This window comes from Xanthomonas axonopodis (assembly GCF_001304695.1).
Lineage (GTDB): Bacteria > Pseudomonadota > Gammaproteobacteria > Xanthomonadales > Xanthomonadaceae > Xanthomonas > Xanthomonas axonopodis.
The window spans coordinates 14,850-39,303 of record NZ_JFAQ01000035.1 but is presented as its reverse complement, the minus strand read 5'-3'; the positions used below and the strand labels follow the sequence as shown (position 1 = coordinate 39,303).

The window sequence follows — 24,454 nt, the reverse complement described above, 5'->3', positions numbered from 1 at the left end:
TCTCGCTTACGCAGCCCTGACGACACCCATGGTGCACTGCGTCTTTCGTACGAGGTCCTGCCATGTCGCCCACCACCTTGCCTACCCACTTGCTGCCCTCGCAGATTCCGCTCCAATCCGATGGCAACGATCCTGCACTGCCGCCCAGCCTGCCCTTCCTGCATCTGTGGACGGGACCGGATGGCAACAGCTGCCTCAACGTCTCGCAGCTGCCCGGCTTCGGTCGCAAGAGCGTGGGTGGCGGTGCCGCACCGCAGTGGTTGCGACCGTTTCCCGGCGAGGTGCTCGGCATCCAGTTTGCGGTGCTGCCGGTGGGCTGGGTCGGCGACTGGCATGAGAGCCCGCACCCGCAGTGGGTCATTCCGTTGCGCGGCCGCTTTCATCGAAACCGGCGACGGCACACGCGTGGAAATGGGCCCTGGCGACATCCACTTCGGCCAGGATCAGGGCACCCGCGATCAGCGCGGCCATCGCTCCGGCCAGCTTGGCGATGAACCTTGCCTGCAGATGATGGTGCAGTTTGCGCAATCGCCAGGCGCAGCCACCGCACATCCGTTCGGCCATCCGGCGCCGCGTTGATGGATCGCCACTGCCGCCTGCGCGCGCCCGGCGCCGCCCGGCCAGCCGAGTGCCCGCCGCCCACCACGCACCACGCCGCGCTGGCGGCGCGGCTGGGCAACGCGCGCCTGCAGACCCTCTACGACCAGGCCACCTGGAGCGAGGGCCCGGCCTGGTGGGAGGCACAGCGCACGCTGGTGTGGAGCGATGTGGTCGGCCGCCGCGTGCTTGGCTGGCGCGAGGACGGCGCGGTGCACGTTTTATTGGATGCCACCGCCTTCACCAACGGCAACGCGGTGGATGCACAACAGCGACTGGTGCACTGCGAGCACGGGCGCCGCGCGATCACCCGTAGCGATGTGGATGGCCGGGCGCATTTGCTGGTCGGGCGGTTCGAGGGCAAACGGCTCAATTCGCCCAATGACCTGATCGTGGCGCACGACGGCACGATCTGGTTCACCGACCCGCCCTTCGGGCTGCTCAAGCCCAGCCAGGGCTGCCCGGGCCCGCAGGAGCTGGACCATCACGGCGTCTACCGGCTGCCGCCCGATGGCGGTACCCTGCAATGCATGGTCAGCCTGGATCACCCCAACGGGCTGGCGTTCTCCCCGGACGAACGGGTGCTGTACGTGTCGCAGACGCCCGAAGGTGACCCGACCACGCCCGAGATCACCGCCTTCGACTGGCGCGATGGCGCATTGCACAACCGCCGCCGCTTCGTGGTGGTGCCGGACGGCCTGCCGGATGGCTTTTGCGTGGATCGCCAGGGCTGGCTATGGAGCAGCTCCGGCGCGGGGGTGTACATCTTCGACAACCAGGGCCAACGGATCGGTCTGGTGCCGACCCCGGAGACGGCGTCCAACTGCACCTTCGACCTGGCGCAACGGCGGTTGTTCATCACCGGCGGCAGCACGCTGTGGCTGCTGGAGCTGCAGGACTTAAGAACGGCAACTGCCCGGGCGGACGCGGCCGGTGCTGGTACGGCGTGGATCGCTTGTGCTGACGGTTCCGAGCGCGCTGTGCACATCCAGCAGCAGGATCGCTGGCCGGGTTTCGGGTGCAGCTCCAGGCCATGCAAGTCTGCTCGCCACACTGCGCGCGGGCGGCAACTGCGGCATGCAGGGCGGGCTTCATCTCCGGCGGATCTTGCGCGGGCTGATGCTTGCTCCGACAAGCAGCAGGCATAAAAAGCCCGCTTGCAGCGAACTGCCAGCGGGCTTTGCTCCCATCCCCCCACGTCGGGATGCAGGATCATAGTGCGCGCCTGGAATCGGACTTGCACGCTGCACTGCAAAACAACACCAAAAATTACATAACTGTTGTTTTTTCTTCACGCCAGCGCGCGCGATGCGGGCCTCAGCGCAATAGATCCGGCTGCGCGCGATACCACTCCAGCGCACGTCGCAGATGCCAGTCGGGTGTGTCGCCGCGCAAGCCCACTGCCGCGCTCAGCATGCCCCAGCGTGCAAGCAGACTGCCGCTGCGTTGATTGCCCTGCAAGCGCAGCCGCGATCGACCTGAAAGCGTTCGTTGCGCGCCTGCAGCCGATCGACGATGACCGTCGCGCCTTGCCAGTGCGCGCGTGCGGTCAGTTGCGCCTGGCCTGCATCCACCAGCCGCAGCATCCAGTTCGGAATCGAGCGGTCGCGCGCATACAACGCCACCAGAAATGCCAGATCGCGCACCTGGATGCGTACACGCCCATCCACGCCAACCGGTTGCCGCCATTGCATGCGCGCATCGTCCAGCACGATGCGCGCCCACCAGCCATCGCGACGTTGTCCATCCGGGCCGGTGAATCCGACATTGCGCAGCTGGATGCTGCTGGCATCGAGACTGAACTGTTCGGCGCGTAGATCGCCGCGCTGCAGGCGCAGATCCGCATCCACATCGCCGCGCAACACCAGGCCGGCAAACTGCAGCCGCGCTGCACGCGCGCCGATGCGCAAACCGCCCTTGCCGATGCGCCCACCCGGCTCGATCTGCAGATCGCCGCTGAGCACGCCATTACCGCCGTCGAAGCGCAGTTGCTGCTGCGGCAGGTAGCGGTTGTAGGCACGCAGATCCGGCACGCGGGCATTGGCGAATACCAGATGCGCGCGGGTGGCATCGCGCAGGCTGCTCAGGTTGCGCGCATCGGCGCGTGTGCGCAGATCCAGGCGCAGATCTCGGCCTTGCACGAACGGCCGCGTGGGTGGGTCGGTATGCGTGATCGAGAACTGCTGCATCTGCAGTGCAAGCGCCGGCAGCAACTGTCCGTTGGCATCGGCGTCCACGCGCAGATCGGCACTGGCCTGCCCCGTGATCGCATGCCCCATCACGCCCACCTGCGCTTGCACATGCGGCACCTGCAGGTGGCTGCCGGCAGCAAGCTGGCCACGATCGATCCGCAGATCGGCATCGACCAGGCCTTCGCCTTCCAGGGTCAGCCAATCCACATCCGGAAACAGCGCAGGAATCCAGCTGAGCGAAGACAGCTGCCAATGCAGCCGCGCATGCCCGGACGTGCGCGGCAACAGGCTGCGCATGGCATGCACTGGCAATTGCCTGCCTTGCACGCGCACATCGGCGTCCAGCGTCAGCCCGGCATCGGCCGGCTCGGGCATGCTGACCTTGAGCCGCATGTTCTGATCGACCTGTAACTGCGCCGTCAGTTCGCCCAGCAATGCGGCCGGTGCGCGCGTGCTGTCGTGCAGCGGCGCGCGCCATTGCAGCTGGCTGCCAGGCTGCAAGGCACCGCGTCTCCAGCGCAGCTCGCCATCTGCACGCCCCTTGCCGGCACGCGTCGCCAGCGTGTGGCGGCCCGGCGGATTACGGGTGACATCCAGCGCTGCGGTGTCGCCATGCACGGCGCTCAGCGCATCGGTGAGTTGCAGCACCGCGCTTCCACTTGCCTGATCCGGTGCATGCAGCGCGATGCTGGCTTCGATGCGCAGCTGCCCATTGCGCATCACTTCGTCCTGCCCCCACCGCACACGCGCCGATTCGAACACGGCACGTGAGGGGAAGAGTTCCATCGGCACGCCACGCAGTTGTTTGAACAGGCCCAGTTGCAATTGGCCCTGCCCTTCGATGTGCAGCTGACGCAGCGACACGGACTGCACCTGCTCGGCAACGATGCGGTCCAATTGCAGACTCCAGGCGGTTGGTGGCGTGGGTGTGCTGGCTTGGGCATGCGCGCGGTGGGCTGGGTGCGGCGTGTTGGTTGGGGGCGTTGTGGGCTTCGCCGTCGTTGTCGTCGTTGCAGTTGTGACGCGCAGATTCTGCTCGGGCGGCTGCGTCGTCGCCGTTTTTTCGCCATTGGGCGTTGCTGCGGTCGCCTGCGCGTTGGCTGAAGCGGCCGGCATGTCAGCGACACCCTTCACCGGAGTAGGCGCAGTCCGCGTCGCTTGCGTCGCCGCAGGCGATTGCCTCGACACTGTCCCGGGCGCCACGACCTCAGGCTGCACACCGCCACGCACACCGCGCGCATACAATTTCGGCACCAGCAGTTTGCCGGTGCAGCAACGGCAGCAACCGAATCTGCCCGCTCATCCGCTGCGCACTGACACTCCACTTCGTGCGCGTCGAATGGCCTTGCAGATCGACATCCCACAGCACCACACGCCCAAGCCACCAGGTCAGCGCCGGGCCCCAGTGCATCGTGAGCTTGTCGGGCGAGCGGTTCAGCGCAGCCGGGCCGAGCGGTGTGTTGAGCAACAGATTGCCCAGCAGCAGATAGCTTGCGTACAGCGCAATCAGTGCCAATAGCGGCCATCGCAGGACGCGCGGCAAGGCACGCCAGCGGGCGCGAACAGGCATCGTCATGACAGCTGGCTCCTGAAAACCGCGCATGCGGCTGGGCACAGTGTGCCAAGCCAACCGTGAGCGGGGCGCAGCACGATCACGCCAGCGGCTGCATCACGGGGTCTTGGAGGCCGCCGGTAACGGTCCCGGCTGCGCGTCATACCACTCGCGCGCGCCGGCCAGATGCCACTGCCGCTGCTTGCCATCCAGTTCGATGCCGGCACCCAGCACACCCCAGCGCAGATACAGATCGCCGCGCCGCTGCGCATCGTTCAAGGCCAGACGCGCACGCAGCGACAAGCGCGCATTTTCCGCCTGCAGGTCGTCGATCAGCACCTGCTGCTTGCGCCAGCGCACTCGGCCAGTGGCATCCAGTTCGCCTGAATCCAGCAACCCCAGTACCCAGCGCGGATAGTCGGCACGCTGCGCGAACACCGAGAGCAGTGGGGCGATATCGCGCATGCGAAGGGCAGCGTCGGCATCCACCTGGAACGGTGCCTCGGCCTGGATAGTGCCGGCGCCCACTTGCAACTCGCCCCACCAGTCGGCGTCGTTGCCATCGTCGCCCACGCGCATGTTGCGCAGGCGTATGCGCGTGCCGCTGAGGTCGAAGAACTTGTTCTTGAAATCGGCGCGTTGCAGCGTTGCCTGCAGCTCGGCATCGCCGCGCATCTGCACGCCAGCCAACGCCAGATGCGCGCCCTGCCCGCGCAGGTTCGCATGCCCGTTACCGACATCGCCGGACGCATTGAGCGCCACATCGCCGGTCAGGCTGCCGCTACCGCCGAGCAGGCGCACGGTATTGCCCGGCAGATAGCGGTTGTAGGCGGTGAGATCGGGCACACGCGCATCGCTGAAACGCAGCTGCGCCTTGAGCGTGTCGCTCAGGCGGGCCAGCTCGGCATCGCCATGCATGGCCAGTTGCAGATCGCGGCCGTCCAGCAAGAGCTGTTTGGGCGCATCGCGCGGCGCCGCCTTGAAGGTGGGAATGCTCACATCCAGATGCGCCTGCGGGGTGGCCGGCATGGTCGATGCGCCCGTGCGCCTTGGCAACGCCGCTCAGGCGCGTGTCGAACACCTGCGCCACCGCTTCCACGCGCGGAATATCCAGCGTGCTGCGGGCACTCAGCCGGCCCTGTGCAAGGCGCAGGTCCGCTTCGACCAGACCGCCACCTTCCAGCTGGAACCACGGCTTGCGCACGAACAGCTCGGCGATCCAGTTCAAGGATTCGAACTTCCAGCGCCCACGCACCTGCCCCGACAGGCGCGGCAACAGCTGCGCCGGCTGTTCGAACGGAACGCTGCGCCCGGCGATGTGCAGATCGGCGTGCAGCTCGCTGCCGGTCTTCTCATCGCGCGGCAGCCGCGCCTGCACGCGGATGTCCTGCGCCACGTCCAGTTGCAGCGCGAGCATGCCGCGGTCGGTGGCGCCAACGCCGGCCAGCAACGGCAGCCGCCACACCGCACGGCTGCCCGGCTGCAGCGCGCCGCTGGCCAGGCGGATATCGGCCTCCACGCGCGCGGCCGATGGCCCGCTGCCGATGTCCACATGCGGCGCCCCGGTATCGATCTTCAGCGCCACGGAGTTGGCCTTGAGCTGTAGCCGAACGTTGGTGATGCCGAGCTTGCGCAGGCCCAGTGCTTGGTCGCGGTAGTGACGTGGAAACTGGAACTGCGCATCAAGCTGCGCGCCGTTGAATACCTGCACCCCGTCGTAGCTGACCACCGCATCGGTAAAGCCCGCTTCCGAAGGAAACAGCTCCAACGGCCCGCCCTTGAGTTGCTTCAGAAGACCGACCTTGCCGTGTCCTTGCCCGGCGATCAGCAATTTGCCCAGGCGTGCACTGCGAAGGCTGTTGCTGGTGATTGCGTCGAAGCGCAACGTCCAGCCCTGGTTGCCCCGCGGCGGTGGCGGAATGGGCGTATCGGACGTTTCCACTTCTGCGCTCACGCCGGTGGCATGCAGCCACGGCAGGCGCACTTCGCGCCGAAACAAGGCCAGCAGGGCGATACGCGCATGCGCGCGGTCGGCGTGGAAGACGTACACAGTACGGTTGGCCTGCCCGCGCATGCGCACGTTCCAGGCAATGACCTCACCCGGAAACAGGGTCAGTGCCGGGCCGGTCTGCATGGTGAACTTGTGCGGCTGCCGATTGGTGCTGGCGTCGAACAACGGGGTATTGAGATAGAGGTTGCCGGCCAGCAGATACAGCACGTACAGCGCCAATACCACGCCCACTGCACGACACCACGGCCGTGGCCAACGCTGGAAGCGGTCGCGAAGTGAGGGCATGGGCGCAGGCAGGAAAGAGTCTGCCGCCACTATCCCGGTTGCGCTGACCGCGAGGCGTGAACGAGGCTGGTGCCGTTGCGGGATTCGGGATTCGGGATTCGGGATTCGGGAATTGGGAATTGGGAATCGGCGGCGAGCTTGGAGATTGGCGCGCGGCCGATGACCAGTGCAGAAAGATCGCCTCCCTTCCCGTGCAGGCGTTGGTGGTCTTCTGGACTAGAGATCACGCAGCCGAGCGTTTAACGCTTCTCAAACTTCATTGCTGCGCACAACATGCAGCGACATCGCAGGGTCACGTGCCAGGCGGATAATGGTCCTGCCCGCTCGCTTCATGTGACAGGAAGGCTCTCTCCCCCTGCTGTCACTGAGCGAAACCGGCCATCACTGGGTGGTGTCCAATCCGTCGGGCCGGCTCCCTGCGCCGGCCCGACGTTCTTGGTCTGCAGCAGCCAGCGGGACGCCTTCGCTCACGGCCAGGCCGATGGATGTATTTATGGTGAGTAGTGGCCGAGCGTTCAGCGCACCCACTTCATTGCTTGCGCAGTTGCCGACGCTCGCTGCACCGACGCATGTGCCAGCCGTGAGACGCTTTTCCCATCGGAAGAAGGTGACGCCTAGCGCCGGATTAGGGGACGCGCGAGGCCTCACGCTCACCGCAGACCAGCCAACGCGCTGCCTCGCAATCACTCCGAGTTGGCGCTACCCCACGCAGCATCAGCAAGCGTTCCCGCCGATGCTGCTGCGCCGCAACTCACGCAGCTTCGGCGATCCGGCGCATGCGCCGTGCGCGCACTGCGGTCGCCAGACGCTCCAGCACCTGCACCGAACTGTCCCAGCCGATGCAGCCGTCGGTAATGCTCTGGCCGTAGGTCAGCTCGCACCCCGGCAATAGGTCCTGACGCCCACCGACCAGGTGGCTTTCCACCATCACGCCGACGATGCGCGTTTCGCCGTTTTCCAGCTGATTGGCGATGTCCTCGACGACCTTGGGCTGGTTCTCGGGATTCTTGCTGCTGTTGGCGTGACTGGCATCGATCATCAGGCGCGCGGGCAAGCCGGAAGCGTTCAGCACCTGGCTGGCCGCTTCCACGTTGGCCGCATCGAAGTTGGGCTGTTTGCCGCCACGCAGGATCACATGGCAATCCGGGTTGCCCGTCGTCGCTGCCACGGCGGTATGTCCGTCCTTGGTCACGGCCAGGAAATGATGCGGATGCGAGGCCGCACCCACCGCGTCCACCGCAATCTTGACGTCGCCACCGGTGCCGTTCTTGAAGCCCACCGGGCATGACAGCCCGGATGCCATTTCGCGATGCACCTGGCTCTCGGTGGTACGTGCGCCGATTGCGCCCCAGGCCACTAGGTCGGCGATGTATTGCGGCGAAATGATGTCGAGAAATTCCACGCCGGCCGGCAGGCCGAGGTTGTTGATATCGCGCAGCAGGCCACGCGCCACGCGCAGGCCCTTGTTGATCTGGAAGCTGCCGTCCAGGTCCGGATCGTTGATCAGGCCCTTCCAGCCGATGGTGGTGCGCGGCTTTTCGAAGTACACCCGCATCACGATCTCCAGCGCGTCGCCGAACTGATCGCGCAACGGGCGCAGGCGCTGCGCGTACTCCATCGCCGCGACCGGGTCGTGGATCGAGCAGGGGCCGATCACCACGGCCAGGCGGTCGTCGCGACCTTGCAGGATTTCGTGCAACGCGGCGCGCGCGTTGGTCACGGTTTCGGAGGCACGCTCATCGCAGGGCAGCAGCGACAGCAGCTGCGAAGGCGGTGTGAGGGCTTCGATCTTGCGGATACGCAGGTCATCGGTTACAGGCGGCATCACAGTGTCTCGGTGGGCGGTGTTGCATCAGGGAGCCAGGCGCGGCGGCAACAAAAAAGCCGCCAGGTGTGCGCTGGCGGCTTTTCGGGAATGCTGCTGAAGTTTCCTTCAGGGTGAGCGCAATCCTTCCTCCGCCAGCGGCATCGGAAAACCGTAGTACCAAAAATAAAACTGGCTGCGGGGTGCGTTCATGGGGTGCATTGATAGCACGCACTTTTGCGTGTTGCCACTGTTTCATTGGCAACGGACCGGAACGCAGGTGGAAGCAAACGTCCCTCCACAGGCTCCGGGAAATCCCGCGTTGAAATGCGTGCGGCCGGACCGGAGCGTTGAATTCGGCACAGATTCCCCGGGCAATCGCCGGTCCAACGGGTGGCGATCGCGCCCGCGCCAATCGGTGCGATGCACATCATCGATGACGCGTTGATCGAGTCGGCGGTCTCGGGAGGTCTGCCGCCTGCCGGGAGCATTGCAGACACAAAACACCCGCACGCCACGGCACCCACCGTGGCGTGCGCAAGCGCCGCACTCACTCAGAACGTGAACACGTATTCGGCGGCCACTTCGCGGCCGATCGGGTTGAACAGCGTGGTGTTGTAGAAGCCGTAGCCGTAGAAGCGTTCCTTGTGGTCGTAGCCCACTTCGTTGAACACGTTGTTGACGTAGAAATTGACCTTGGCGTGGTCAGTGATCTTGTAACCGGTGCTCAGGTTCCAATAGATCGCCGGGCCCACGCGGCCGAAGTAGCGCTTGCTGGTTTCGCCCAGGTGCACGTTGCCGGTATCGGTCACCAGGCACGCATCGGAGGCGCTGGGTTGATAGCCGTCGTCGAAGCGTTCGCAGGTGCCCCAGTTGACGGCGCGCATCGAGCCGATCCGGCGGAAGTACACGGTCCAGTCCCAGGCGCCGCCGTTGTCCCACTGCACGCTGCCACGCACGCGGCTGCGCACGCGTTCGTCGCGACGGTTTTCGTCACTGTCGGTGCGGTAGATCTGCTCGCGGTAAGCGATCAGATTGTTGTAGTCCAGCGACAGCTGGAAGTTGCCCCAGCCGGCGGTAGCCAGCCGATACTTCAGCGACGCATCGATGCCGGAGGTTTCCATCTGCGCCAGGTTGATCGGGCCGCGCTCGATGCTGGCGATGGTGCCGTCGGCATTGCGCGTCACGCGCGAGGTGATGGTGTCGCAATAGCCCGCGCCGCCGGGATTGTTCCAGGTGCCGCCGCTGATCGTGGTGCCGGTACGGCAGCCGGCTTCGGCCGACAGGATCTCGTCGCGGTCCAGGTCCTTGATCATTTCCTCCAGCTGGATGCGGTAGTAATCCACGCTCAACGACAGCCCTTGCGCGATGTCCCACACCACGCCACCGGTGAACGAGCGGCCGGTTTCCGAGCGCAGGTCCGAGGTGCCGCGACGATTGACGTCTACGGTGTAGAAGATGTTGTTGTTCTCGTCGTTGCAGCCGCCGGTCAGGTACGCGCCCGAGGCAATGCAGCGGTACTGATCGATCACCGTCTGGTTGGTGGAGCTGGGTTCGCCCAGCACGTAATGCATGTCCGGCGCGCGGAAGCTGGTGGCCAGGGTGCTGCGCACCAGCAGGCTTTCCACCGGCCGCCATTCCAGGCCCGCGCTCCAGGTGGTGTCGCTCTGCGTGCCCACATCGGTGGGAATGGCGGCCGAAGAACGGTAATTGCCATAGCGGTCGTAACGGCCGGCCACATTCGCGCTCAACGTGGACAGCAACGGAATCTGGAATTCCAGACCGGCCGAACTGCGCATGCGTTCGCCGCCGCCGCTGTCCACCACGTCCACCGGGTAGCACTCGTTGGCGCACGGGTCGGGCGAGAGTTGATAGCCCTGCTTTGCCACTTCGGCCACGGTGGCGAAACGGATCGGCCCGGCCCAGCCCTGCACGACATCGCCGCTCACGCTGGAACTGGCTTGATTCACCCACGAATAGGCCGAGTTGTGCGATTTGGCGACCAGTGTGTCGTACTGGTCCGACGACAGCGGCGTGTACAGGCGCGCTTGGTTGATCGCATAGATCGGCGTTCCATCGGCGGCAGTGCCGAGGGAGCTGCCGCGGAAGTAGTCGGTGGCGCGCGCGGTGTCCACGGTGCGGATGTATTCGTCGACGGTGTAGCGCGAGCGGCCCACGCTGAACTCCCAATCGAAACGGTCGGCCCACACGCCGCGCAAGCCGGCGCTCAGATCCCAGGACTGCTCCTTGTTGTAGTTGGCAAGCCGGTCCCAGCCGCCGGCTTCGCGCCGGGTGAGCTGGCGGATCAGGTTCAACGAACGCCCGGTGGCCGCGTCCTGGAACGGACCCAGGTAGGCGTACGGCGGGTCGTAGGTCCAGCGGCCGGTGCTGCGATTGGCAGAGAGCGTGGCCCAGGCTTCGGTGTGTTCGCCGAACTTCCAGGTGCCGTAGAGATATGCCGAATGATCCTCGCTGCCGGTGACCAGCCCCCAGTCGCCGTAATCGCGTGCCACGCCGCAGTAATCGCCGGCGTTGGTGAGCGCGCCGGTGTTCTGGTTGTAGCTCAGCCGCTGCGCGTCGATGAACTCGCCCCCGAAGCGCGCGCAGGTGCCGGCCGGCGGTGCCAGCCGCTCGTTGGTATTGGCATCGATCAGACTCAAACCGGTAAACGGATTGAAGCCGTACAGGCGGTTCTGGCCGGTCCAGTTTGGAGTAGGACATGTCGTCCGAATCATCCATCTGTGGGCGATCGCGTCCGCTCAACGGGTCGCGCCTGGTGGCCTGCAGCGCGTAGGTCAGGCTCCAGTTCTCGCCGGTGCGCCCGCCGGCCCAGGACACGTCGAAACTGTCGCGTCCACCTTCGGTGGCGGTGCCGCCACGCAAGCGCACCTGGTCGCCCTGATAGTCGCGCTTGAGGATCACATTGATCACGCCGGCCACTGCGTCCGAGCCGTAAATCGCCGACGCACCGCCAGTGAGGATGTCGATGCGCTCCACCGCAGCGGAAGGAATATTGCTGTAGTTGGAGAAGTTGCTCTCGCCGCCGTAGGGCAGCGGGTAATCGGCCACGCGATGCCCGTTGACCAGCACCCGACCGCTCGGCGCAAACGCCTGCCCAGCGACGCTAAGGCTGCGATGACATCGGTTTCAACAGGTGGTCGCAGAGTGTGACGGCCGTAGAATATCGGGCGCCCTGTCGCGCTCCTTCTGGTGGTCTGCGCGCTCGAAGCGCACGCGACCATGCGCGGGTGGCGAGGTGTTGCGCGGTCACAAGTTTCCGTCGTGTTGTTTCATTGATTCTTCTTGCAGTGCAGCACTTCGCAACGCGCTACATCGGCTGGGCACGTTTGTTCGAATGATGCAGGCGGGCCAGCCCTTGCGAGCTAGCCGCTCCCCCTTACCGAGGAAACCCTCCATGGAGATCAAAAACCAGCAAACCGCAGGCCCGTCTTCTCTCGCGCCATTGCACGACGTCCATACGGATAGCGCCCCCGTCTCCGACGTTGCCGCCTATGCATCACCGAGGCAACCGCCGCTCAACCCCAGCTTGTTGGCGCTTACTCCGCGCGGCCGTTCGCGCGCTGCCAGCGCCGACTCCGAGCACAGCGCTTCGCCGACGGCCTTGCATGACCATGACACGCAGGCGCATTCACCCGAACGCGGCTCCGGCACGTCCAGTTCCGCGACAGTTGCCGCGCGCGCGAACGCTGCATTGGCAGGCGGCATTCAGCAGGCCTACGCTGCGGTATCGAAGGGTGCGTCCAATCTCTGGTCGCTCGCGGATCTGCGCACCATGCTGCAGATCCATGCGGACGATCCCGCGTTTCTGGCAATCCTACGGGGCGCCGATCCGGAACACGTGACGCCGCATACTTTGGCCTCCTGCCGCCAGCAGATACAGGAGCTAGGCCGGGTCATCGAGACAGCAGACGGACTCGGAGCGCGTCAACGCAATCAGCTGCTGGGCGACGTTAAGCAGGTACTGGACGCCCTGCAGCCGCTCGATCACGCCGTACCGGTCGCCTCACGAGTACTGAAATCGATTGGCAACCTCATCAATTTCTGGCCGATCGTGGTTCCCAGCCCGCTGATGGGCAATCAGGCCAAAACCTTCGCCTTCACTATGTCCACCGCCACCAAGGGGGTACTTAGTATGTCGGCCTCGGCGTTACGCCCCACTGCTGACGGCTTTCCCTTTCCGCTCGCCGGGGGCCAGCTAGGCCGCGAGGCGAACGAAATGCATCTCTACAACGCGCTGATCAACACGTTGTTCCTCACTACCGAACTTCCAAAGAAATTTGGCGATCCGGGATTGCGCAGAAACGCCGAGGACATCAGCAAAAACATGGGCTACGCCGCGGGCATTTCGGTGAGCTTCACGGCCATGATGCTGACCCCATTTCTTTGGAACAGCCTCAGTAAGCTCGGCAACAGACTGCTGGACAAAACGACACGCCTGGGCGCCGCCGCAGCGCAGGCAACGGGTCTGAACAACCAGGCGCAGCAACTGCGCGCCCGCCTGACACCTGCCCGCATTAACGAAGAGGTCCGCTCGCAGCTGCAGCTAATCCGCAAACAGCTGGACGCCTCCTGCGCGGCTTTTCAGCAGGCGCGCCGCGACTTTATCCATCAGGATGGAGGGCGCGAACTCACCAGGACGGTAAATACGCAATGCACGCATCTGTTGGAAACGCTGGACAGGTGCAGCAAACGGCTTTCAAGCGTATTGCACCTGGATAGCGAACAGACGCCGAGCCTTCCGCGCCAAATGCCCAACCAGGATGTGTCCTCCAAGGTGGCATTGATGATACTGGCAACTGCGGTGACCGGCTCGACCGTCTACCTTGTCCAACCGGATCGGTTGGGCACGATCAACCTGCTGAGCGACACCTGCATCGTCACAGCGGTGATGGCGCAGTCGACATGGAATAAACAGGCCACGCGGCAAGACGCAATGGACCGCTTCAAGGCCATGTGTGGCGGCAGCATGGTCATCGCCCTTGCGCTGGGCGCAGAAAAGTTGTCCAAGTTGCTCACCGACAAAAGCTTGATCGAATTCTCGCCGAACGCTCAGTTTTATGCTGGGGTCATCATGTCGCTGATGGCGGTGACGATGCCAGGCCCAATCGCACGCGGTGCGGAGCTGGCGATGAACTGGGGCGGACGCCAGCTTGGCCGCAGGTTCACCGGACCGGATGGCACACCGCTGGAAACCCGTGTTCCCTCCTCTACCGAAGAACTGCAGCAAATATCGCAACGCACGTTGGGGTATCTGCTGAGCCTGAGAGATGAACAGCAGCTACAGGAGTACGCGGACAACGTGGGAGATTCGATCCTGCAAGCCATCCAGGAAGCCGGCGAAGCGGCGCAAGCCCGCCCCAGCAGCAGCGTGACCCTTACCGAGATCGATGACAGCCAACCCGCTGCGCCAGAGCGTGCGCAGGGGGGGCGCTGACAGGCCGCGCTCGGATTAAGCGCCGCCGCGCCAACGGTGCATTCGCAGCGAGTCCAGTGACGTCCACGGCCCGCAATGCCATGACATCCACCTCGGCCGCCACAGGAATCAACCGCTGCGGAACGAACGCGCCGTTCCAATGACTCTGCTAGTGCCCAAATCCTATCGTCCCCAATCACCCCAAGGAATATCCCATGCAGATCAAGCAAACGAATCAAGCGGAGGCGGCCATCCAGCCGCACACGCAACTCCCCCAGGAAACCGCACCGGCGACATCGCAGCCGACACCTGAGGGTGCGCCCCCCCAACCCCAACTCAACCCGAGATTGAGCGAGCTCAGCCAGCGCGCACGCAGGCCCTCGTCGCCGGCCGGAAGCTCCGACACCGAGATCATCGAAGCAGACACCGCCAGCGTTGGTACAGATGCGGCACCGCCCCAGGGCACCATGCTGCAGCCTAGGTCGCCTACGGTGGATGGACCCAGTTCTGTGTTTCGCAAAGCAACCGCCGGCTTGGCCGAGGGGGCGCTGCAACTCTCCGGGACGCTCAGAAACGCCGCTTCCAATCTCTGGTCGCTGGCAGACCTGCGCACCATGCTGCAGATCCATGCGGACGATCCTGCATTCCTGCAGATGGTGCGTCACACCGACCCGGAACAGCACGCGCCGCACAGTCTGGCCGCGTGCCGCCAGCAGATCACGCAGCTGCGCGATGCCATCGAAGCGGCACCCGATCTGGAAGCACGCTTCCGTCAGCAATTGCTCGGCGACATCAAGGCCGTGGAAGACGCGCTGCAGCCCCTGGAGCACGGCACACCTGCGGCCGGGCGGGTGCTGAAGTCGCTGGCCAACCTGGTCAATCTCTGGCCCCTGGTGGTCCCCAGTCCGTTGCTGGGCAACCAGGCCAAGACCTTAGCCTATTCCATCGCCGCGGCAACCAAGGGCGTGATGACGCTTTCGGCCTCTGCGCTGCGCCCCACCGCCGACGGGCTTCCGTTCCCACTGATGGGCGGGCAGCTGGGGCGCGACGCCAACGAAATGCACTTCTACCCCATTTTGCTCAACGGACTGTTTCTCACTACCGAACTGCCCAAGAAATTCGGCAACCCATCCATCCGGCACCAAGCCGAAACAGTGGAAAACAGCCTGGGATTTGCCGCGGCCGCATCGACGGCTTGCGCGGCGATGGTGCTCACGCCCTTCCTTTGGAACAGCCTCAACGCGCTTGGCAATCAACTGCAACACAAGGCGTCGCATCTGGGCGCCCAATTTGCACAAAGCGCCGGCTTCCAGAGCCAGGCGCAGCGGTGGCGTGCGCGCCTGACGCCTGGCAAGATCAGCGCGCAGCTGCGCACGCAACTCAACGAGATCTGCGCCGCTCTGGAGAATGGCCGAGAGGCATTTCAACAGGCACGTCGCGCGTTCACCGACCCGAGCCAAGGGCACGAGCTCACCCGCACGCTCAATGCCCAGTGCACGCACCTGCTGGAGACGCTGGACCGATGCAGCAAGCGACTGAGCACTGCGCTACAAGTGGATCAGAACCAGGACCAGCCAACCAAGATCCCGCTCCAGGTAACCAACCACGACATTGCACCCAAGCTGGCATTGACGTTGCTGGGGGCCGGAGTGACCGGGCTGACGGTCTACCTGATCCAGCCCGACCGCATCGGGACGGTGGACCTGGTCGCCGACTCTGTCCTTGTGACGACGGTGATGATGCAGTCGGCGGTCAACGCACATGCGACCCGTCAGGACGCAATGGAGCGCTTCAAGGCCATGTGCTCCAGCAGCTTGGTGATGGCGCTGGCCCTGGGCGTGGAGAAACTGTCCAAGACCTTCGCAGACAAGAGCCTGATCGAGGCATCCTCCTCATCGCCCTACTACGCCGGCGCGATCATGTCGTTGATGGCGATGACCATGCCGGGCCCCATGGCGCGTGGCGCAGAGCTGGCGATGAACTGGGGCGGGGCGCAGGTCATGCGGGTCTTCAAAGGGCCCGATGGCACCACGCTCGCAACCCGCATGCCCTCCTCGCCCGAGGAGCTCATCCAGAACGTGGAAGACACGGCCAGCTATGTGCAAAGCCTGTCGCCGGAACATGCGCAGGAGTACGCGCAGCAGGTCAGCGATATCGCCCTGCAGGTCATCGAGGACGCCGGCATGCAGGCGCAGACCAGGCCCAGCAGCGTCACGATCACCGAGATCACCGAGATCACCGAGATCAACGAGACGAACGACGCCGCCGCGTTGGCCTCAGCCAGCACATCGCCTGAGCAACGCTCGCCTGCGCACACGCATCCGTCGCCGAATCAGGCCGCAACCAGCACAGCGCCTTTGTCCTGACGCTACGACCGTCGGCGTCGGCAACTGCCGCGTGCATGCGCAATCGTGACGCGCATAAAAAAACCCCGCCGTTCGGCGGGGTTTTTTTACTGCAACAGCCTAAGTGGCGTGGATCAGAAATCCATGCCGCCCATGCCGCCCATGCCACCGCCGGCCGGCATTGCCGGCTCGTCCTTCTTCGGTGCATCGGCCACCATGGCTTCGGTGGTGATCATCAGGCCGGCGATCGAGGCGGCGTTCTGCAGTGCCGAACGGGTCACCTTGGTCGGGTCCAGAATGCCGAATTTGACCATGTCGCCGAACTCGCCGTTGGCGGCGTTGTAGCCGTAGTTGCCGGTGCCTTCCTTGACCTTGTTCAGGATCACGGACGGCTCTTCGCCGGCATTGGCCACGATCTCACGCAGCGGGGCTTCCATGGCGCGCAGGGCGATCTGGATACCGTGGGTCTGGTCTTCGTTGGCGCCCTTCAGCTCGCCCACGGCCACCAGCGCACGCACCAGGGCCACGCCGCCGCCCGGTACCACGCCTTCTTCGACGGCTGCACGGGTCGCGTGCAGGGCGTCTTCGACGCGTGCCTTCTTTTCCTTCATTTCGATTTCGGTCGACGCGCCGACCTTGATCACTGCAACGCCACCGGCCAGCTTGGCCACGCGCTCCTGCAGCTTCTCGCGGTCGTAGTCGGAGGAGGTTTCCTCGATCTCCGCCTTGATCTGCTTGATGCGCGACTCGATCGCGGCGGTGTCGCCGGCGCCGTCGATGATGGTGGTGTTTTCCTTGGAGACCTGCACCTTCTTGGCGCGGCCCAGATCCTTGATGGTCGCCTTCTCAAGCGCCAGGCCCACTTCCTCGGAAATCACAGTGCCACCGGTCAGCACGGCCATGTCGTGAAGCATCGACTTGCGACGCTCGCCGAAGCCCGGGGCCTTAACCGCCACGACCTTGACGATGCCGCGGATGGTGTTGACCACCAGGGTCGCCAGCGCTTCGCCTTCGACTTCTTCGGCGACGATCAGCAGCGGCTTGCCGGCCTTGGCCACGCCTTCCAGCACGGGCAGCAGGTCACGCACGTTGGAGATCTTCTTGTCGTGCAGCAGGATGAACGGGTCGTCCAGGTCGGCCGACTGGCTCTGCTGGTTGTTGATGAAGTACGGGGAGAGGTAGCCGCGATCGAACTGCATGCCCTCGACCACGTCCAGCTCGTTTTCCAGGCCCGAGCCTTCTTCAACGGTGATCACGCCTTCCTTGCCGACCTTCTGCATCGCTTCGGCAATGATGTTGCCGATCGACTCGTCCGAGTTGGCCGAGATGGTGCCGACCTGGGCAATGGCCTTGTCGTCGGTGGTGGGCTTGGAGATGTTCTTCAGCTCGACGACCGCAGCCTTGACGGCCTGGTCGATACCGCGCTTGAGATCCATCGGGTTCATGCCGGCGGCCACGGCCTTGGCGCCTTCGCGGATCAGGGCCTGGGCCAGCACGGTGGCGGTGGTGGTGCCGTCGCCGGCGTTGTCGTTGGTCTTGGAAGCGACTTCCTTGACCATCTGCGCGCCCATGTTCTCGAACTTGTCAGCCAGTTCGATTTCCTTGGCGACGGAGACGCCGTCCTTGGTGATGGTCGGGGCGCCGAAGCTCTTCTCGAGCACGACGTTGCGGCCCTTCGGGCCCAGGGTGGCCTTCACGGCATTGGCAAGCACGTTGACACCACGAACCATGCGGGTACGTGCGTCTTCACCGAAACGAATGTCTTTAGCAGCCATTGGTTATTACTCCGGAATTTGAGATTGGGGATTGGGGATTGGCTAGAGCGGGATCTGGAGGAGAGGCGGATTGGTGCGGCAAGCCGCGGTGAGCAATCCCGAATCTCGACTCCCGAATCCCGCCGTCAACGGCTTCAGCCGATGACGGCCAGGATGTCGTCTTCGCGAAGCACCTTGTACTCGACGCCTTCGGACTTGTAGCTGCTGCCGGCGTAATGGCCGTAGATGACCTTGTCGCCAACCTTGACCACCGGCGCGCGCAGGCTGCCGTTGTCCAGCGGCTTGCCGGCGCCGATCGCGACGACTTCACCCTTGGTGGACTTTTCCTTGGCGGAGTCCGGAATCACGATGCCGCCGGCGGAAACTTCGTCGGCTTCGATCGGCTTGACTACAACGCGGTCGTGAAGCGGCTTGATGCTCATAGAGAAGACCTCTTAAGTGTTTGATTGACCTGGAAATTATCGGCGATGTTAGCACTCGCACATGACGACTGCCAGCACAGCGCGCGGAAAAACCCGACAAAGCGGGTGCGGGCCAGAGATTGTGCTGGGCGGACGGGTTTCAAGGGCTGGCGGTAAAAATTTTTTCGCCGGCGGCGATCTCTTCCAGAGACCTTGGAGATTCCGACTCGGGGCCAGGGACGACGCCCGGCCATGCAGGTTGACGGCGGTCGACGTGCTGGCGCTGCCGGTGGCCCCAAACCGCGAGGCACGCCGAGTCGGGGCGCCGCTGAATGCCTTGCCGCCGCCGCGGGCCCGCGCGCGTCCCGTCATGCACTCGAAATGGAACCAGGTTGCATCGCTTGTCATGCGCGCGCCTTACAGTCGGGAACGCATCCCCGATCACAAGGAGCTGTCGATGAGGTTGCCGTCCCGTTTCGTGTCCCTGCGTTGCACCCTTCCGCCGGCCTGCGCGTTCGCGCTCGGTGCCAGCTCCGCCCATGCGGCGGTCTTCATCAACGAACTGCATTACGACGACGCGGGCGCGCCTCCGGCGACAGCGGCGAAGGTGTGGAAGTGGTGGCCACGGCCGGCGAATCGCTGAGCGGCTACCGGATCTATCTGTACAACGGCAACAGCCCCAGTGCGGCAGTGGTGTACGCCAATACGGCGGTGCCGGCCGGCACGGCGGTGAGTTGCGGCAGTCAGGTGCGTATCGCCACGGTGAGCTACGCCAGCAACGGCGTGCAGAACGGAGCCAACGACGGCGTGGCGCTGGTCGACCCCAACGGGCAGTTGGTACAGCTCCTCAGTTACGAAGGCGCCATTACGAAGGCGCCATCACCGGCAGCGGCGGCCCGGCGGCCGGCGTGACCAGCCAGAACCTGCCAGTGAGCGAGAGCAACAGCACTGCGGTCGGCAGCTCGCTGCAACTGACCGGCACCGGCAGCAGCGCGGCCAATTTCAGCTGGGCCGGCTCGGCGGCGCAGACCTTCGGCGCCTGCAATCGCGGGCAGACGTTCACCGGCAGCGACGGCGGCGGCAGCGCCGGTGCGCCCACCATCAGCAGCACCACACCGACGCAAGGCGCCACCGGCTTCCCGGCCGCCGGCGGTCTGGCCGTGGGCTTCAGCGAAGCGGTGACGCTGAGCAGCGGTGCGCTTGCGCTCAGCTGCGCCAGCTCCGGCAACGTGGCACTGACGCACCCGACCAGCGGCACCCGCTTCGCGCTGTCCACCAACATCGCCCTGGTCGGCGGCGAGCGCTGCACGTTGGCCATCACCGCCAGCGCCATCCGCGATGCCAGCGGCCTGAGCCCGGCGGCCAACCAGTCCATCGCATTCACCATGGCCACCCACGCCACCTCACCGGAGCCAACGAAGTTCACGTGTTGTTCCGGAGCAGACGGTCGATCCCCCGCAAACAGGGGATTACACTGCCGGGTCGAATGAGCGCACCTTCCCTCCTTTTGTTAGTGAGCACCTGCCCGGATGCCGACAGCGCCGAGCGCATTGCGCATGCCTTGCTCGAGGAACGGCTGGCCGCCTGCGTCACCCTGCTGCCCGGCGTGCAATCGATGTACCGCTGGAAGGGCGCGATCGAGCGCAGCACCGAGGTGCAGTTGCTGATCAAGACCTGGGACGACTGCCTGCCCGACGCCATCGCGCGGCTGCAGGCCTTACATCCGTATGAACTGCCGGAGGCGGTCGCTGTCCAAGCCAGCGCCGGGCTGCCGGCGTATCTCGATTGGGTCCGGGCCGAAACCCGCAAGGAATTCTGACCTCCATGAAGTCTCTGTCCCGCTGGATCGCCCGCTGCGCGCTCTTGGCCGCCCCCTTGTTCGCCGCCCCGCTGGCGGTCCTGGTGCCCGCCCCGGCGCAGGCCGCCGTGACTGAAGCCGATCTGCTGCCGGTGGACCAGGCCTTCGCGCTGAGCGCCACTGCCGACTGCCGCGACCGCATCGCGCTGAACTGGAAGATCGCACCGGGCTACTACCTGTATCGCCACCGCATCAGCGTCAAGGCCGGAAAGGGGTTTGCGGCCGGCGAACTGGCGCTGCCGGAAGGCGAAAGCAAGCACGACGAGTTCTTCGGCCAGGTGCAGACCTACCGCAAGCAACTGCAGGCCACTCTAGCCGGCAAGGCCGAGCCGGCGGTGCAGACCGCCGTCCTGCAGGTGCAGTACCAGGGCTGCGCCGATGCCGACGTGTGCTACCCGCCGCAGCGGCGCGAGATCCGCGTCGACCTGCCAGCGGCCGATGCCGCCGGGGCGCAGGCCACCGCTGCGCCACGCGAGAACCTGGGCACGCTGGTGCCACGCAGCGCCGCCGGCCCGCGCCTGTTCGGCGCCGCCGGCCAGACCGCCGGGGTGGACGCGTTGCCGCTGCCGGCCGAGCAGGCGTTCAACTTTGAAGCCATCGTCGGCGACGGCAACAGCCTGCTGCTGCGCTTTACCCCGGCGCCGGGCTATTACATCTACCGCGACCGCACCTCGCTGGCACTGGAAGGCGCCAGCGGCGTGCGCACCGGCCTGCCGCGCTGGCCGCAAGGCAAGGCCCACCGCGACGAACACTTCGGCGATGTAGTGGTGTATTTCGACCAGGCCGAAGTGACCTTGCCGCTGCTGCGCTACCACCCCGATCCGGCCCACGTGACCCTGGTGGCCACCTTCCAGGGCTGCCAGACCGACGGTATCTGCTATCCGCCGATGACCCGCCGCGTCGCCCTCGATGTGCCGGCCGGAACCGTGTCGCCGCAGAACCAGGCGCAGGCTGCGCCGCTGATGATTTCGCCGCTGGCCGCCGGCCAGGCGCCGGTCGAGCCCGCGCCTGCCGACAGCACTGCCGGCCCGGTCGCCGATGCCTCGGCCGGCAACCCGGGGCGCACGCCGCCGCCGCATACCGACAAGGGCCTGCTGGGCATGCTGGTGCTGGCGCTGCTGGGCGGGCTGGTGCTGAACCTGATGCCCTGCGTGCTGCCGATCCTGTCGCTGAAGGTGCTGGGCCTGGGGAAAAGCGGCGAGAGCCGCAGCCACGCACGCAGCCATGCGATCTGGTACTCGCTGGGCGTGCTGGTGTCCTTCGCCGCCATTGGCGGGCTGGTGATCGGCTTGCGCGCCGCCGGGCAGGCCGCCGGCTGGGGCTTCCAGTTGCAGCAGCCGTGGTTCGTCGCGGCGCTGGCGTATCTGATGTTCGCGGTGGGGCTGAGCCTGTCGGGCATGTTCACCTTGGGCACCAACCTGGGCGGCATCGGCCAATCGTTGGCTGCGCGCAACGGGCCGCTGGGCGACTTCTTCACCGGCGTGCTGGCCTGCGTGGTCGCCAGCCCCTGCATCGCGCCGTTCATGGGCACGGCACTGGCCTACGCATTCACCGCGCCCGCGTTGCTGGCCATGCTGATATTCCTGGCGCTGGGCCTCGGCCTGGCGCTGCCGTTCCTGCTGATCGGCTTCGTGCCTTCGCTGGCGCGGCGCCTGCCCAGGCCCGGCGCATGGATGGAAACGCTCAAGCAGGTGCTGGCCCTCCCGATGTATCTCACCGCGATCTGGCTGCTGTGGGTACTGGGCAAGCAGCGCGGCGTGGATGCGCTGGCCTTGATGCTGGTCGGCGCCACCCTGCTGGCCCTGGGGCTGTGGTGCTTCGAGCGCAGCCGCTGGAAGAGCCACCGCCTGGGCATGGGCCTGGCCACGGCGATGCTGGTACTGGCGCTGGTGCCGGTAGTCGTGGTCACGCGCCTGAGCCTGCCGGCGGCCACCGCGGCCGAGGGCGTGGTGGCGTTCTCGCCGCAGTTGCTGGACCGCCTGCGTGCCGACAACCGCGTGGTCTTCGTCAACATGACCGCCGATTGGTGCGTGACCTGCAAGGCCAACGAAAAGAACGTGCTGAGCAGCGCCGAATTCCGCGACGCGCTGCGCCGCGTCGATGCGGTCTACATGAAGGGCGACTGGACCAATGTCGACCCCGCGATCAGCACCTTCCTGGACCAGCACCAGGCCGTCGGCGTGCCGCTGTACGTGGTCTACGGCCCCGGCGCCCCACCGGCGATCCTGCCGACTGTGCTGACCGGCGCCATTACCGAAGATGCCTTGCTGCGCGCTGCGCGGTGAGGCGTGCCTTGGCTGCGGCTGATGGCATCGGCGGCGGTCTGTTGGCGGGTTAGGTCGAAGATGTTGCGAACCATGTCGACCGGCGCCCTCGCCACAAGGCGCGTTGCGACACGTCCAAGCGCGGGTTCTGCCCCTCCTGGCCGGCGGTCCAGGCGTCCCGCCTCGGTGGCCGCTCTGCAGAGCTGACTGACCGGTACCGGCATGGGGAGGCGCGGCGTCAGGCTGCGCGCGGCCTCGCCTGTTCGGTACCTCTGACACCTGCCACGCCTCGATGCGTGCGATGCGCACCGAGCGACAGTCACCGCGGCCTGCACGGCGGGCAGCTGCACGAAGCGAGACAGCCAACGGGATCGATCACGCTGATTGCCCCCCGTCATGCCGGCTCTGCCCGGCCAGGTGCCACGTTGTTGGAGCCTGGATCCACGCAAACCGCAGCTCGCAGCCTGCCGCAGCATCGCCTCCTGCGCCCTTGGCCACGAAGATGCCGGCCACTCACCGAAGTGCTGCCACCGGCACAACATTCTGACGCCCGACAGGAGAGGATGCCGACAGCAGCCGTTGCCGCTGGATGGCCGGAGACGGAGCCTCCATCGCGCCAGGCGCAAATCTGCGCTGCGGGTGCGCACGACCGGCTACGGGTTCAGCTCGCATCGGCCCGAGGCTATTCAGGGCCGGCAGCATGGCCTCCGGCGCGCCAATGCCCGCCGCCATCCGCCCCCGCGCAAACCATTCAAAGTTTAAAACGATCGTTTTAAACAGACCTAAGTTCGTCGAACTGGACAGCATCGGCGACATCGCGCAGACTTCCGGCCTTTCCGCTCTTCCGGATCCCATGGCCCATCTGCTGCTGTTGCACGGCCCCAACCTCAACCTGCTCGGTACCCGCGAGCCGGAGGTTTACGGGCGTACCACGCTGGCGCAGATCGATGCGGCTCTGGTGGATCGCGCGCAAGCGGCCGGCCACGTGCTGGACTGCCTGCAGTCCAATGCCGAGCACGTGCTGGTGGAGCGCATCCACGCCGCGCGCGAGGACGGCACTGCCTACATCCTGATCAACCCGGCCGCCTTCACCCATACCTCGGTGGCGCTGCGCGATGCGCTGCTGGGCGTGGGGCTGCCGTTCGTGGAAATTCATCTGTCCAACCCGCACGCGCGCGAGCCGTTCCGGCACCACAGCTATCTCAGCGACAAGGCCGACGGGGTGATCTGCGGATTTGGCGCAGACAGCTACCGGCTGGCGCTGGAAGCGGTGATCGCGCGCCTGGAGCGCGACGCATGACCCCTGCCACATCGACCTCGGCCAGCGCGCCGGCGTCCTGATCCCATTCCGCCGGCATCCACCGGCACTCCCCACCGTTTCACTTCCAGAGGCCCTTATGGATCTCCGCAAAATCAAGAAACTGATCGACCTGCTCGAAGAATCCAATCTCGCCGAAATCGAGATCAAGGAAGGCGAAGAAAGCGTGCGCCTGGCGCGCGTACCCAAGGGCACCCAGGTGATGAGCGCTCCGGTGCAGCAGTACGCACCCGCGCCGGCCGTGCAGGCGCAGGCACCGGCGGCGGCCAGCATGCCGATGCATTCGCCCACCGAAGCCTCCACCGGCGGCGCCAAGCACGCCGCCGCGCTGCCGGAAGGCCACGTGTTGCGCGCCCCGATGGTCGGCACCTTCTACACCTCGCCCTCCCCGGACAAGCCGGCGTTCGTCACCGTCGGCCAGCAGGTCAAGGTCGGCGATACCCTGGCGATCATCGAGGCAATGAAGATGTTCAACCCCATCGAAGCCGACGCCTCCGGTACCATCGTCGCCATCCTCGGCGAAACCGGCCAGCCGGTGGAATTCGATCAGCCGCTGTTTGTGATTGGCTGAAGCGCCGGGATTAGGGAATCGTGATTCGGGATTCGCAAGAGCGACCG

10 protein-coding genes and 6 pseudogenes are annotated in these 24,454 nt (G+C 65.6%); 9 read left to right on the top strand and 7 right to left on the bottom strand.

Annotation, left to right across the window (positions count from 1 at the left end):
- The first annotated feature begins 62 nt into the window (after nucleotides 1-62).
- Together XAXN_RS03645 and XAXN_RS03640 are read left to right on the top strand one after the other, a co-directional pair.
- Nucleotides 63-579 (top strand): annotated as a pseudogene (locus XAXN_RS03645) (cupin domain-containing protein).
- Nucleotides 579-1,493: pseudogene (locus tag XAXN_RS03640) on the top strand (SMP-30/gluconolactonase/LRE family protein); the annotation flags it as partial. The pseudogenes XAXN_RS03645 and XAXN_RS03640, both read left to right, overlap by 1 nt.
- Nucleotides 1,494-1,914: 421 nt before the next feature.
- On the opposite strand, the pseudogene XAXN_RS03635 reads toward XAXN_RS03640, so the two are convergent.
- From XAXN_RS03635 to XAXN_RS03620, 4 genes and pseudogenes are all read right to left on the bottom strand, one after another.
- A pseudogene (locus XAXN_RS03635) lies at nucleotides 1,915-4,365 on the bottom strand (hypothetical protein).
- Nucleotides 4,366-4,458: 93 nt separating this feature from the next.
- Nucleotides 4,459-6,637, bottom strand: a pseudogene (locus XAXN_RS03630) (translocation/assembly module TamB domain-containing protein).
- Nucleotides 6,638-7,388: 751 nt separating this feature from the next.
- A complete protein-coding gene (locus XAXN_RS03625; protein ID WP_054318535.1) occupies nucleotides 7,389-8,462 on the bottom strand; it encodes a 3-deoxy-7-phosphoheptulonate synthase in 1,074 nt (357 codons plus the stop codon).
- Nucleotides 8,463-8,995: 533 nt separating this feature from the next.
- Nucleotides 8,996-11,531, bottom strand: a pseudogene (locus tag XAXN_RS03620) (TonB-dependent receptor domain-containing protein); the annotation flags it as partial.
- Between the two features lie 325 nt (nucleotides 11,532-11,856).
- Here XAXN_RS03620 and xopX (XAXN_RS03615) point away from each other — a divergent pair.
- Both xopX (XAXN_RS03615) and xopX (XAXN_RS03610) read left to right on the top strand, forming a co-directional pair.
- Nucleotides 11,857-13,896 (top strand): XopX family type III secretion system effector, encoded by a 2,040-nt coding sequence (gene xopX / locus XAXN_RS03615; protein ID WP_134984832.1) that lies wholly within the window; start codon nucleotides 11,857-11,859, stop codon nucleotides 13,894-13,896.
- A gap of 446 nt (nucleotides 13,897-14,342) precedes the next feature.
- Nucleotides 14,343-16,241 carry a XopX family type III secretion system effector gene (xopX, locus tag XAXN_RS03610; protein ID WP_425511810.1) on the top strand — a complete coding sequence of 633 codons (1,899 nt, stop codon included), beginning with the start codon at nucleotides 14,343-14,345 and terminating at the stop codon, nucleotides 16,239-16,241.
- Between the two features lie 113 nt (nucleotides 16,242-16,354).
- Here the strand turns inward: xopX (XAXN_RS03610) and groL are convergent, their stop codons facing one another.
- Both groL and XAXN_RS03600 read right to left on the bottom strand, forming a co-directional pair.
- A complete protein-coding gene (gene groL, locus XAXN_RS03605; RefSeq protein WP_054318533.1) occupies nucleotides 16,355-17,995 on the bottom strand; it encodes a chaperonin GroEL in 1,641 nt (546 codons plus the stop codon).
- Nucleotides 17,996-18,129: 134 nt separating this feature from the next.
- Nucleotides 18,130-18,417, bottom strand: coding sequence for a co-chaperone GroES (locus tag XAXN_RS03600; protein WP_054318532.1), 288 nt, complete (start codon nucleotides 18,415-18,417; stop codon nucleotides 18,130-18,132).
- A gap of 436 nt (nucleotides 18,418-18,853) precedes the next feature.
- On the opposite strand from XAXN_RS03600, the pseudogene XAXN_RS03595 reads away from it, so the two are divergent.
- The 3 genes and pseudogenes from XAXN_RS03595 to XAXN_RS03585 all read left to right on the top strand — a co-directional run.
- Nucleotides 18,854-19,790: pseudogene (locus tag XAXN_RS03595) on the top strand (Ig-like domain-containing protein); the annotation flags it as partial.
- A 92-nt stretch (nucleotides 19,791-19,882) separates the two neighbouring features.
- Complete coding sequence (cutA, locus tag XAXN_RS03590; protein WP_054318531.1) at nucleotides 19,883-20,215, top strand: divalent-cation tolerance protein CutA; 333 nt, start codon at nucleotides 19,883-19,885, stop codon at nucleotides 20,213-20,215.
- Between the two features lie 5 nt (nucleotides 20,216-20,220).
- Nucleotides 20,221-22,539, top strand: a complete 2,319-nt coding sequence (locus XAXN_RS03585; RefSeq protein ID WP_054318530.1) for a protein-disulfide reductase DsbD family protein — start codon at nucleotides 20,221-20,223, stop codon at nucleotides 22,537-22,539.
- 492 nt (nucleotides 22,540-23,031) lie between these two features.
- Here XAXN_RS03585 and XAXN_RS22370 read toward each other — a convergent pair whose 3' ends face one another.
- Nucleotides 23,032-23,334, bottom strand: coding sequence for a hypothetical protein (locus XAXN_RS22370; RefSeq protein ID WP_164514272.1), 303 nt, complete (start codon nucleotides 23,332-23,334; stop codon nucleotides 23,032-23,034).
- Nucleotides 23,335-23,371: 37 nt separating this feature from the next.
- On the opposite strand from XAXN_RS22370, the gene aroQ reads away from it, so the two are divergent.
- Entirely contained in the window at nucleotides 23,372-23,818 is a 447-nt protein-coding gene (gene aroQ, locus XAXN_RS03580; RefSeq protein WP_042821192.1) for a type II 3-dehydroquinate dehydratase, read from the top strand.
- 97 nt (nucleotides 23,819-23,915) lie between these two features.
- Nucleotides 23,916-24,407 (top strand): acetyl-CoA carboxylase biotin carboxyl carrier protein, encoded by a 492-nt coding sequence (gene accB, locus XAXN_RS03575; protein WP_054318529.1) that lies wholly within the window; start codon nucleotides 23,916-23,918, stop codon nucleotides 24,405-24,407.
- Nucleotides 24,408-24,454 lie beyond the last annotated feature (47 nt).